The 12,015-nt window shown below is 68.1% G+C and carries 12 protein-coding genes; 11 read left to right on the plus strand and 1 reads right to left on the minus strand.

Annotated features, from left to right (window positions below; all coding sequences use genetic code 11):
• Nucleotides 1-35: 35 nt before the first annotated feature.
• The 11 genes from ACSF9G_RS07610 (at nt 36) to ACSF9G_RS07660 (ending at nt 11,195) form a co-directional block, all read left to right on the plus strand.
• The gene (locus ACSF9G_RS07610; protein WP_436640139.1) at nt 36-1,196 is read left to right on the plus strand and encodes an iron-containing alcohol dehydrogenase; all 1,161 of its coding nucleotides are present in this window, start codon (nt 36-38) and stop codon (nt 1,194-1,196) included.
• Nucleotides 1,193-2,302 (plus strand): mandelate racemase/muconate lactonizing enzyme family protein, encoded by a 1,110-nt coding sequence (locus ACSF9G_RS07615; protein WP_436640140.1) that lies wholly within the window; start codon nt 1,193-1,195, stop codon nt 2,300-2,302. Before ACSF9G_RS07610 ends, ACSF9G_RS07615 begins: the two co-directional genes overlap by 4 nt.
• 216 nt (nt 2,303-2,518) lie before the next feature.
• Complete coding sequence (locus ACSF9G_RS07620) at nt 2,519-3,823, plus strand: NAD(P)/FAD-dependent oxidoreductase (RefSeq protein ID WP_436640141.1); 1,305 nt, start codon at nt 2,519-2,521, stop codon at nt 3,821-3,823.
• Nucleotides 3,824-3,931: 108 nt separating this feature from the next.
• A complete protein-coding gene (locus ACSF9G_RS07625) occupies nt 3,932-4,978 on the plus strand; it encodes a class I SAM-dependent methyltransferase (protein WP_436640142.1) in 1,047 nt (348 codons plus the stop codon).
• Nucleotides 4,979-5,068: 90 nt separating this feature from the next.
• Nucleotides 5,069-6,259 (plus strand): benzoate/H(+) symporter BenE family transporter, encoded by a 1,191-nt coding sequence (locus ACSF9G_RS07630; RefSeq protein ID WP_436640143.1) that lies wholly within the window; start codon nt 5,069-5,071, stop codon nt 6,257-6,259.
• 60 nt (nt 6,260-6,319) lie between these two features.
• Nucleotides 6,320-7,552: a winged helix-turn-helix domain-containing protein gene (locus tag ACSF9G_RS07635; RefSeq protein ID WP_436640144.1), complete on the plus strand. Its 1,233-nt coding sequence runs from the start codon at nt 6,320-6,322 to the stop codon at nt 7,550-7,552.
• A gap of 251 nt (nt 7,553-7,803) precedes the next feature.
• Nucleotides 7,804-8,286, plus strand: coding sequence for a hypothetical protein (locus tag ACSF9G_RS07640; RefSeq protein WP_436640145.1), 483 nt, complete (start codon nt 7,804-7,806; stop codon nt 8,284-8,286).
• Nucleotides 8,287-8,482: 196 nt separating this feature from the next.
• Nucleotides 8,483-8,947 (plus strand): peptide-methionine (R)-S-oxide reductase MsrB, encoded by a 465-nt coding sequence (gene msrB, locus ACSF9G_RS07645; protein ID WP_436640146.1) that lies wholly within the window; start codon nt 8,483-8,485, stop codon nt 8,945-8,947.
• A 20-nt stretch (nt 8,948-8,967) separates the two neighbouring features.
• Nucleotides 8,968-9,567 (plus strand): peptide-methionine (S)-S-oxide reductase MsrA, encoded by a 600-nt coding sequence (gene msrA, locus ACSF9G_RS07650; protein WP_436640147.1) that lies wholly within the window; start codon nt 8,968-8,970, stop codon nt 9,565-9,567.
• 231 nt (nt 9,568-9,798) lie between these two features.
• The gene (locus ACSF9G_RS07655; protein ID WP_436640148.1) at nt 9,799-10,185 is read left to right on the plus strand and encodes an ArsR/SmtB family transcription factor; all 387 of its coding nucleotides are present in this window, start codon (nt 9,799-9,801) and stop codon (nt 10,183-10,185) included.
• Nucleotides 10,186-10,409: 224 nt separating this feature from the next.
• Nucleotides 10,410-11,195, plus strand: coding sequence for a class I SAM-dependent methyltransferase (locus ACSF9G_RS07660; RefSeq protein ID WP_436640149.1), 786 nt, complete (start codon nt 10,410-10,412; stop codon nt 11,193-11,195).
• A 21-nt stretch (nt 11,196-11,216) separates the two neighbouring features.
• Here the strand turns inward: ACSF9G_RS07660 and ACSF9G_RS07665 are convergent, their stop codons facing one another.
• Nucleotides 11,217-11,888, minus strand: coding sequence for a GntR family transcriptional regulator (locus tag ACSF9G_RS07665; RefSeq protein WP_436640150.1), 672 nt, complete (start codon nt 11,886-11,888; stop codon nt 11,217-11,219).
• Nucleotides 11,889-12,015: the final 127 nt, after the last annotated feature.

Here is a 12,015-nt window from a genome sequence, read left to right on the forward strand (position 1 = left end):
CGCTCTGCAGCTGCCTGCGAAGGGAACGCGTCGTCATGCGTGGTTTCGCCCTCAATCGCACGCCCGCCTTTGTCGTCGGTCCGGGTCGGGTTTCCGAAATCGGCGCCGACGTCACCGATATGTTCAGCGGCGACGCGACCGTCATGCTCGTCGCCGATCCGGGACTGGCATCGCTCGGCATCACCGAGCGGGCCATGGCGGCGCTCGCCAGGGGCGGCCATCGCGTCGTCCTGTTCGAGGATATCACCAGCGATCCCCAGGAGACGCAGGTCGCCGCGGGTGCCGCGATGGCATGGCAGGTCAAGGCGCGGGCCGTCGTCGGGCTAGGCGGCGGGTCGGCGCTCGACGCCGCCAAGATGATCGCTGTGGCCTCGGTGGCCGATCGGGCCGTCGAGGACTATCGCCTGGCGGACCATCCGCTTCCCGCCCGCCGCGTACGGCTGATCTGCGTGCCGACCACGGCCGGAACCGGGTCCGAGGCGACGGCCATCTCGGTCCTGTCGGCGCCCGACCACACGAAATACTGGTACTGGGGCGATCCCCTGAAGCCGGATTTCATCGTACTCGACCCCGAATTGACGGTCGGCCTGCCGGTGGCGCTGACGGCGGCGACAGGCCTCGATGCGCTGGTCCATGCGATGGAAGCGGCGACGAACCGCAAGGCCAATCCGGGCAACGATCTCTATGCCCTGTCGGCGATCCGGATTGCGGTCGCCTATCTGCCGCGGGCCGTGACCGAGCCCGGGAACCTCGATGCGCGGATGCGGATGATGCTCGCGGCATCCTCGGCCGGCGCCGCGATCGACAATGCCGGTACCGCGCTTGCCCACAATGTGGCCCATGCGCTCGGCAGCCTGATGCCGATCCATCACGGCCGCGCGGTCGCTATCGCCATGGCCGCGACGCTGCCCTTCGTGATCGAGGGCAATCCCGGCGGATTTTCCCGCGTGGCCGAGGCTTTCGGCCTGGCGAGCGCCGATGCGCTGCCGGCCCGGTTCTCCGCGCTTCTGGACGAACTCGGCCTCGACCGCAGCCTGCCGCGCGACATCGATGCGGCGACGCTGGCCGCGCGCATGGCCGCGCCGGAAAACGCCGCGATGCTCAGGGCCACGGCGCGGGATTTTTCGGAGGAAGACGTGCACGGGCTTGCCGAATCCGTGCTCGCCGCGACGACCCGCGCCGGGCAGGCCGCATGAAGATCGCGGCGATCGAGATCAGCCATCACCGGCTCCCGCTCGACCCGCCGTTCCGGGCGAGCTGGGACACCCGCCCGCGCACCGAATTCGAGGCGACGGTCGTCCGTGTAACGTCGGATGAAGGTCTGGTCGGAGTCGGCTCAGGGGACAAGATGGTCGGCTTCGAGGGCCATGAGCATCTTTTCGTCGGCCACGACCCGCTCCGGCTCGAACGGCACGGCCGCGTCCTGGACAACATCGCCTTCCACTACGGCCGTTGCTGGCCGCTCGACCTGGCGCTGTGGGACCTCGCCGGCAAGATCGCCGGACTGCCGGTCTGGAAGCTCCTCGGCGGCCGCTTCGACCGCATTCCCGCCTACGCCTCCTCCGGCACGCTGCGCGGCCCCGACGCGCTCGCCGATGCCGCCGAGGCCTACAGCGCCCGCGGTTTCCGCGCCATGAAGATCCGCTTCCATCGCGGCGACTGGCGCGACGACATCGCGGCGCTCGCCGCGGTGCGCGCCCGCCTCGGCGACCGGCTCACCCTGATGGTGGACTGCAATCAGGGCTGGCGCATGCCCTGGGACACCGCCGCGCCCTGGACCCTGAAGGACGCGCTGCAGGTGGCCCACGAGCTCGAACGCCTCGATGTCTACTGGATGGAGGAGCCGCTGCACCGCGGCGACCGCGAGGGGATGCGGCGTCTGCGCGACCGGACCGACGTGCGCGTCGCCGCCGGCGAGATGACGCGCGAGCTGCACGAGTTCCGCGACCTGATCGATGCCGGCGCCGTCGATATCCTCCAGCCCGATGCCGCGCTCGTCGGCGGCATCACCGGCCTGCGCCGCGTCGCGGTCATGGCCGAGGCGCACGGCATCGTCTTCACGCCGCACACCTGGACCAACGGCCTTGGCGTCGCCGCCAACGCGCACCTGACCGCCGGCATCGCCGCCGCGCCGTTCATCGAATTCCCCTTCGATCCGCCGGAATGGTCGCTCGATTGTCGGGATTTCATTCTCGAAAGCCCGGTCGATGTCGACGACAACGGCGATCTGGCGCTGTCCGAGGCCCCCGGCCTGGGCGTGACGCTGGACGAGGAGCGGCTGGAGGCGACGCGGATTGGATAGGGGAGTGTGGTCCGGCCGGGATGCCCGGCGGCCCCATGCCTTGGTCTGCGTCATTGCCGGGCGTGGCCCGGCAATCCCGGGCGTGTGGTACGAGATGCCCGGGTCAAGCCCGGGCATGACGTGATAGAGGGACCCGGGCTTGACCCCGGGCGCGGGGACGGCACGGTAGGCGGTTGCGTGAGAAGACGGGCCAGCGAGAAGGCGAGCGAGAACGGAATGACGAAAACCTACGACGCGATAGTCATCGGCGCGGGCGTGATCGGCGCGGCGATCGGGCTGGAGCTGGCCCGCAAGGGGGTGAAGACCCTCAACGTCGACATGGCGCCGGCGGCGGGCTACGGCTCGACGGCCGGTTCCTGCGCCATCATTCGCACCCATTACTCGACGCTGGAGGGCTCCGCCTTCGCCTTCGAGGGGTTCCACTACTGGAAGGCCTGGCCGGACTATCTCGCCGCCGCCGACGAGCGCGGCCTCGCCGAGTTCCGCCAGACCGGCTGCATCGTCATGAAGACGGAGGCGAACGGCTATCTCGCCAACGTCAAGGCGCACATGGACGCGCTCGGCGTGCCCTACGACGACCTCGACACGGCGGCGCTGAAACGGAAGGCGCCGTATTACGACCTGCATCTCTTCCATCCGCCCAAGCGTCCCGAGGACGCGGGCTTCGGCGAGCCGACCGGCGGCGAGCTGGCCGGCGCGGTGTATTTTCCCTATGCCGGCTACATCACCGACCCGCAGCTTTCCGCCCACAACCTGCAGCGCGCGGCCGAGGCCGCCGGCGGCGCCTTCCTGTTCAACCGGCGCGTGGTGGACATCCGCAAGGACGACACCGGCCGCATCGCCGGCGTCACCCTGGACGATGGCGAGCGCATCGCGACGCGCATCGTCGTCAACGTCGCCGGGCCGCATTCCTTCAAGGTCAACGCGATGGCCGGCGCCACCGCCGACATGAAGATCGGGACGCGGGCGCTGAAGCAGGAGGTGGTGCACGTGCCGATGCCGGTCGATGGCTACGATGCGGACGGCATGGTGACGTCGGATTCCGACATCGCCTGCTACACGCGGCCGGAAAAGGGCGGCTTCCTGCTGGTCGGCTCCGAGGACCCGCCGTGCGATCCGCGCGAATGGGTCGATCCGGACGACTGGGACCGGAACTTCTCCGAGCAGTGGCGGGTGCAGGCCCTGCGCGCCGCGCAGCGCATCCGGAACCTCGGGATCCCGAGCCAGATGAAGGGCGTCACCGAGCTCTACGACGTCACCGACGACTGGATCCCGATCTACGACCGGTCCTGCGTGCCGGGCTACTACATGGCGATCGGCTCGAGCGGCAACCAGTTCAAGAACGCGCCCGTCGCCGGCGCGATGATGGCCGACCTGATCGGGAAGGTCGAAGCCGGCCACGACCACGACGCCGATCCGGTCGCGTTCCCGCTGACGCATATCGGCCGCACGACCGATGTCGGCTTCTATTCCAGGCTCAGGACCATCAATCCGGAGTCGAGCTTCTCGGTGCTGGGCTGATCGCCGTGACCGGGGGGGGGGCGGCCCCGATCCCGCCGCGGAAGGAAATTCGGTTCATTCCGCGGCCGGGGCTAGCCACCTTCGGCGGTTGGCTGTTACGAATTCCCGATGACTGCGACATCCGCCCAGGGCGAAACCAGCCTCGAAGCCGAGATCGACCGCCGTCTTGCCGGCTACGAGGCGCGCGACGAAACCGCGACGCCGGTGACCGACGCGATATTCAGCCGGGTTCCGGCCTCCGCCGTCGCCGAGCTGATGGAGCGGCTCGAACCGGACCAGAGAGCCAACCTGGAACGGCTCCAGAGGGTCGCCCCGCAGCATTTCAAGCGCCGGGTCATGCAGCTCGGTACCGAATTGGACGTGCCGGGCATGGACCGGAGCGGGCTGCTGCGGCTGATGGTGCCGGAGACGGTCCATTCGGTGGTCGGCGCCAACCAGCCCGCCGGAGACTTCTTCGCCTGCGACATGTTCGCCGATGTGCTGGCGGCGGCGGGCGTGTCGATCCCCTCGGGCGGACGGCTGCTGGATTTCGGCGCGTCGTCCGGCCGCGTGGTGCGGAACCTGGCGCTCTACTATCCCGAGGTCGCCTGCGAGGGCTGCGATCCGCGAAAGTCGACGAGCGAATGGGCCGAGGCGAACATCCCCTCGGTCCGGTTCTATGCAAGCCCGGTGATGCCGCCGCTGCCGGTCCCGGACGGCTATTACGATGCCGTCTACGCGGGATCGGTCTGGTCGCATTTCAGCGAACGGTCGGCGCTGGCCTGGTTCGCCGAGATGCGGCGCGCGATCGCCCCCGGCGGCGTGCTGGTCTTCACCACCCACGGCTATGTCTCGGTGCGCCATTTCAGGCGCAAGGCGGCGATGCCGGTGGCCGAGGCGCAGGCGGCGCTGGAGGGGATCGATGCCGGCCGCTACGTGTTCAATCGCTATCCAGAGAAGGCGCACGACAGGGATCTCGACAACGAGAACTGGGGGATCAGCTACATCCCGCGCGCCTGGATGGACGCCCGCATCGGCACCGACTGGGATGTGCTCGTGTTCCAGCAGGGCAGGCTGCACCTCAACCAGGACGTCTACGTGTTGCGTCGCGTGCCCGATGCGGAGCGCGGCAAGCGCCGGCGGCGGCGGCTGTTCGGCCGGCTGCTCGGCCGCTGACGGGCCTGCCGATGACCGTTGCGCCCCGGGCGCGGCGCGGTGACACTGTGGTCCGACTCGCCAGGACCTAGACTTTCCGGGAAATCCGCCATGTCCGACGTCGCCGTATCTTCACGCCTGTCCTACTCGGCGATCGGCGCGGGAACCGTCGCGGCCTTCGTCGGTTTCGGCAGCTCGTTTCCGGTGGTCGTCCAGGGACTGACCGCCGTCGGCGCGTCGAACGCGGAAGCCGCCTCCGGCCTGATGGCGATGTCGATCCTGATGGGGCTGGCCGCGATCCTCCTGAGCTGGCGCTCGCGCCAGCCGGTCTCGGTTGCCTGGTCGACGCCCGGCGCGGCGCTGCTGATCTCGACGGGCGCGGTCGCGGGCGGCTTTTCCGCCGCCGTCGGGGCCTTCCTGATCACCGGCTTGCTGATCGTCGTGGCCGCGCTCGTCCGCCCGTTCCGCGATCTCGTCGCCGCTATCCCGTCGTCCATCGCCAACGCGATGCTCGCCGGCATCATCCTCGAGCTCTGTCTCGCGCCGGTCCAGGCGATCGGCGTCATCCCGCAATACGCCTTGCCGGTGATCGTCGTGTGGGCGGTGATGCTGCGCTTCGCGCGGCTCTACGCCATGCCCGTCGCGGTGGTGGTGACGGCGGTGATCATCGTGACGACGACCGAACTTCCGGTCGCCTCGGTCGGCGAGCTGCTGCCGGCTCCGGTGCTGATCGCCCCGAGCCTCAGCTGGGGCGCGGTGGTGTCGCTGGCGATCCCGCTGTTCATCGTCACCATGGCCTCGCAGAACGTGCCGGGCATCGCGGTGCTGCAGGCCTACGGCTATCGCACCCGCGTGCGCGAATCCTTCCTGGTGACCGGCGTGGGAACGATGATCGGCGCGCCGTTCGGCGGCCAGGCGATCAACTACGCGGCGATCACCGCGGCGATCTGCGCCGGCCCCGACGCCGACCCGGACCCGGCGCGCCGCTGGATCGCGGCCGTCGCCGCCGGCGTCCTCTATGTTGGCTTCGGCTTCGCGGCGACGTTCGCCACGGTGCTGATCGCGGCCTCGCCGCCGCTGCTCATCCAGGCGGTGGCGGGACTGGCGCTGATGGGCGCGCTCGGCAGCGCGCTGCTCGGCGCCATGCGGGAGATCGGCGACCGCGACGCGGCGATCGTCACCTTCGTCGTCTCCGCCTCGGGCCTGAGCTTCTTCGGCATCGGCGCCGCCTTCTGGGGCCTGGTCGCCGGCGGCGCCATGCTGGCGCTGTCACGATGGCGTCAGGAGAAGACGGCGGATTGAGGCCGCGCCCGCCGTTTCGGGTGGCGTCGCGTCCGGGGAATCCGCTAGCGTCTCCGCGCCATGACCGCCGGAACTGATCACAAGCCCCTCGATCGCCTGAGCCTCAAGAGGGCGCGGCGCATCGCGCTCGCCGCGCAGGGCTTCGCCGAGCGCAGGCCGTCCGCCGCCACGATCACGCCCCGGCACATGGCCCGTGTGTTCGACCGGGTCGGCCTGGTACAGATCGATTCCGTCAACGTGCTGGCGCGCTCGCACTACCTGCCGTTCTTCTCCCGCCTTGGCCCCTATGACCGCGACCTGCTCGACCGGCAGGCCTATGGGCGCAAGCGCTATTTCGAGTACTGGGGCCACGAGGCCTCCTTCATCCCCGTCGCGCTGCAGCCGGCGATGCGCTGGCGCATGCGGCGCGCCCGCGCCGGCGAGGGCATCTATTCCGGCCTCGCCCGCTTCGGCCGCGAGAAGCGGGCCTTCATCGACACGGTCCTGAAGGAGATCGAGGCCGGCGGGCCGACGGGCGCCTCGGGGCTTGCCACCGGCGGCAAGTCGCGCCCCGGCTGGTGGGAATGGGGGGAGGGCAAGACGGCGCTGGAATGGCTGTTCTGGGGGGGCTACGTGACGACCGCGACGCGGCGCAACTTCGAGCGCGTCTACGACCTGACCGAGCGCGTGCTGCCGCAGGACGTCATCGCCGCGCCGACGCCCGACGAGGCCGAGGCCCAGCGCACGCTCCTGCGCGTGGCGGCGAAGGCGCTGGGCGTCGCCACCGAACGCGACCTGCGCGACTATTTCCGCCTTCCCGCCGCCGGCACCGGCGCGCGCATCGCCGAGCTCGTCGAGGCCGGCGCGCTGATCCCCGTGGAGGTGGCGGGCTGGAAGCAGACCGGCTATCTCGACCCGGCCGCGCGGATGCCGCGCAAGGTCGCGGCGAGGGCGCTGCTGTCGCCGTTCGATTCCCTGGTCTGGGAGCGCGACCGGGCCGAGCGGCTGTTCGATTTCCGCTACCGGCTGGAGATCTACACGCCGTCGGAGAAGCGCGTGCACGGCTATTACGTGCTGCCGTTCCTGATGGGCGAGGGGCTGGTCGGGCGCGTCTGCCTCAAGGCCGACCGCGCCGCCGGGATCCTGCGCGTCAACGCCGCCCACGCCGAGGACGGCACCGACGAAGCCGCCGTCGCCGCCGGGCTGGCCGAGGAGCTGGGCCTGATGGCCGGCTGGCTGGGACTGGACGGTGTCGAGATCGAGGCATCCGGCAACCTGGCGCCGCAACTGATCGCCGCGCTTCGAAGCAAATAGCGGTATTTTCTCGCTTTAATCTAGTTTTTAGGTTGATATTTCTTGGCTACCCGCGATCGGGACACGCTGTTTCCGCAGACTGTTTTCAAAATGTTGTCCAACAAATTGGGTAAGCGTAGTCGCTTGACTTGATAATGGCGAAGAAGCAAGCTTTCTAAAAATAACGGATCTGTAAAAAGTCCGGTAGTTGCATTCAGTAAAATCAAGTCCAGGAGATGCTCTGAAGAACGTATCGTTTGTTGGAGGGGGGTATGAAGCGCATTCTGGTGTTTCTGGCCATCGTCGCCTTGACCGTAGGAATCGCGGAGGCGGCAAAGACCAGCAAGAGGCAGAAATATCGCGTTCTGGATCTTTGCTCCTGGAGTGGCAATCCGGGAGACGCCAATCCTTGCTCGACAATCGTCAAGGTTCACAATCTTTCGAAGACGAGCTGCAGCGTCAGAATTCGCTTTTTTCGCAACGACCGCAATACTCCGGTCTGCACGATCCAGAATGCCAGCCTGGCCGGCGGCAAGGTGTGGTGCGCCAGCAGTCGCGAAGCCGGCAGCCCCGAGCCGCACAACTGCACGCAATGCAGCCCGCAGCTGCTCGATTTCAGCGAGACGTCAGGGTATGCCATCGTCGACACGAAGTGCGCCCGTTCGGCCGTTCAGGCGACCATCAACGTGATGGATCCCCAGTTCGACCTGGATATTCTGAGCATCCACCGCGTCGAAGTGGTTCCGCTGAACTAGGGCTGCCGACACGGACAGGCCGAAACGCGCCCCCGGACCGGCGGCGGCTGCGGTGCCGCGCCGCGCGCCGCCCCGTTTCCGACGGATCGCCGTCGCATCACGCTTCTCCCACGATTGTTTGAACCGGCGCGACCGCTTTGTTGCCTGCGGTCACGGGCTCTGATCCCTATGTTGAGGGCCTGAATGGAGGTACCCGATGCTCACGAGACGACGGTTCGGCGCCGTTTCGCTCGGTGCCATCGCCGCGGTCAGCTTCGGCGGGACGGCAGAGGCGTTCCGCGTGACCAAGAGCGATGCCGAGTGGCGCAAGATACTCACCCCGGCGCAGTACAGCGTGCTGCGCGAGGAAGGCACCGAACGGGCCGGCTCCAGCCCGCTCGACCGGGAGAAGCGGGCCGGCATCTTCCACTGCGCCGGCTGCGACCAGGCGCTGTTCTCCTCGAAGGCCAAGTATGACAGCGGCACCGGCTGGCCGAGCTTCTACAAGCCGCTGCCCGGCGGCGTCGGCACCCGGCGCGACCGCGGCTGGGTCTTCACCCGCACCGAGGTGCACTGCGCCAATTGCGGCGGCCATCTCGGCCATGTCTTTGACGACGGGCCGCCGCCCACCGGCAAGCGCTACTGCATGAACGGCGTTGCGATGACGTTCAGACCGGCCTGAGCGAGCGCGGGAGAGAAACGATGCGTGGAACCGTCCTGAAAAGCCTGATCGCGGCCGCGTTCGTGGCCCTGGTGGCACCCGTGGCCGGCGTCGTGCCGGCCCAGGCCGCCCAAGCCGTGGCGATCTTCGCCGGCGGCTGCTTCTGGTGCATGGAACCGCCCTACGACAAGACCGGCGGCGTCATCTCGACCACGTCGGGCTATATCGGCGGCGGCACCGCCAATCCGACCTACCGGCAGGTCTCGTCCGGCGGCACCGGGCATGTCGAGGCGGTCAAGGTGGTCTACGATCCCGACCGGGTCTCCTACGAAAAGCTGCTCGACATATTCTGGCGCAACGTCGATCCGTTCGACGGCGGCGGCCAGTTCTGCGACCGCGGCAGCCAGTATCGCAGCGCGATCTTCTATACCGGCGGCGCCCAGAAGGCTGCGGCGCAGGCCTCCAAGGTGGCGGTCGAGACGCGCTTCGGCAAGTCCGTCGCCACCGCCGTCCGCCGCGCCGGGCGGTTCTATCCGGCGGAGGACTATCATCAGAACTACTACCGGACGAACCCGGTGAAATATCGGTACTATCGGTCCCACTGCGGCCGCGATTCCCGCCTCGCCGAGGTGTGGAACTAGGGGGTGGAACCAGAGGGCGGCTCCCGATAGCCGTCCGGATTGCGCGGCGCCCTTCGGGCCCCGTTTTCGTTCGTCACGCGCCTGCGGCGACGGGGCGCGCCGAACCCTCTCGATTATATTCAGGAAATCGAATATAAAAGATCAGGACCCGCATGGCCGCCACGACGCGCGCCGGCGCCGGTTGGCCCCCATTGCGGTCCGTCAACGAAACACAGAGCGGAACGCGTGACCGTGGGCGACAGCACGACCCTCGCCGGGGACGAAACGGCGGTATCGCCGATGTCGGGGCACGACGACCTGAGCGCCGACGCGGCCATCGAACTGGCCGGCACCGCGCAGGCGGCGACGGACTTCCTCAAGGCGCTGGCGCATGAAGGCCGGCTGATGATCCTCTGCCATCTGGTCGAGCGCGAACGATCGGTCGCCGAGCTCGAGCACCTTCTCGGCGCCCGCCAGGCCACCGTCTCGCAGATGCTGGCGCGGCTGCGGCAGGAAGGCCTCGTCGAGGCCCGTCGCGACGGCAAGACGATCTATTACCGCCTGACCGACGAACGCACCCGGCCGCTGCTCGAGCTCATTCACGACATGTTCTGCGCGTTGCCGCCCGAAAAGGCTTAGGGCGCCGACGCATAGGCGCCGATCCAGGCCGGGCCGCGCTTGATGAGGTGAGGGCGGTCCCCGCCGGCCCGTCGTGACGCGCGCCGGTTCCCTGGCCTCGTCCGATCCCGATGAAGAAACGCCCCGCCGCGTTGTTCCAGCTTCGAAGCGGATCGTTTGTGGAGTACCATTTGTTCCGGTTCGCCCAGGGAGGCTCGTGAGTGACGCTCGTCAGGGAGGCTCGAATGCCGGACAAGTGGACTGACGCCGATGGCTACGAAATGTACGTGGGCAGATGGAGCCGGAAGGTCGGCGAGGGCTTCCTGGCCTGGCTCGATGCATCGCCGGGCCTGCGCTGGCTGGATCTGGGCTGCGGCACGGGTGCCCTGACGTCCCAGATACTGCGGCTGTGCGGTCCGCAATCGGTGGTCGGCGTCGAGCCGTCGGACGATTTCCTGGCGCTGGCGCGCCAGCAGATCGCGGACGACCGTGCCGAGTTTCGCCAGGGCTCCGGATCGGAGATCCCGATAGCCGACGGCGGCGTCGACATGGCGGTCTCCGGGTTCGTCCTGAACTTCATCCCCGACCCGGCGCTGGCCCTGAAGGAACTGATGCGGTGTACGGCTCCGGGCGGGACCATTGCGTCCTATGTCTGGGACTATGCCGGTCACGTCCAGTTCATGCGCACGTTCTGGGATGCGGCGGTCGCGCTCGATCCCGCTGCCCGGGAGCAGGACGAGGGCCTTCGCTTTCCGATCTGCCGTCCGAACCGCCTCGCAGAGGTGTTCGCGGGCGCGGGCCTGCGCGATGTCGTCACCGAGGCCATCGACATTCCGACGCCGTTCCGGGACTTCGACGACTATTGGCGCCCCTTCCTGAGCGGCGTCGGACCCGCGCCCGGATACTGTGTGTCTCTCGACGACACGGCTCGCAACAGGCTGAAGCACCGCCTCCAGGAAATCCTGCCGACCGATTCCGACGGCATGATCCTCCTGGCCGCCCGGGCGTGGGCTGTCCGGGGTACGCGCTAGGCGCAGCCTACGCGGTTCTGTCTATGCCGCTCCGTTCTGGCCGAGCGCCTCGATCTGGAGTTCGAGACCTTCCTGGATGTGATCGATGATCGCGTCCTCGGCGACGCGCGGATCGCCCGTCTCGATGATGTCGACGAGCTGCATGTGGTCGCCGAACGACTTGGACAGGTCGACCTTCTCGATCGTGGCGAACAGATGGAACGAGATCGCCCGGTTCCAGATGTTGTCGAACATCTCCAGCAGATAGCGGTTGTCGCACAGCTCGACCATGCGGCGATGGATGTTCCGGTTCGCCTCGAAATAGGCGGCGACCGTCTTCGAGGTGATGTTTTCCTCTTTCCCGATGGTCGCGCGCAGGTCCGCGTTGATGCGCGGGTCGTTGCGCTTGGCGAGAATGCGGATGGCCTGGCCTTCGATGGCGGCGCGGGCCTGGTACAGTTCCTCGACCTCGCCCACGGACATGTCGTGCAGCACGAACCCGCCGCGCGGGGAGGTGACCAGGATGCCGTCCTGTTCCAGGCGCAGAAGGGCCTCGCGCACGGGCGTGCGGCTGATCTGCAGTTCGGCGGCCAGCTTCTCCTGGACCAGCCGGTCGTTGCGGCCGACCTCGTTGTTGAAGATCGCGCCGAGTATCTGCTGATAGACCTCGTCGGCGAGTCGCCGCCGTTCGGCCTTGATGCTCTTGAGTGCCACTCTCGGACCTATTGTTTCCTGCTGTCGCCGGCCCCGTCGGCGCGGGCGATTCGCCCGGATTCTAGCCTATTTGCACACCAAGCGATCACGCCGTCACGATCCCCCTTGCGTCATTTTTGGATACTGA

Source organism: Microbaculum mangrovi (assembly GCF_051390635.1).
Lineage (GTDB): Bacteria > Pseudomonadota > Alphaproteobacteria > Rhizobiales > Tepidamorphaceae > Microbaculum.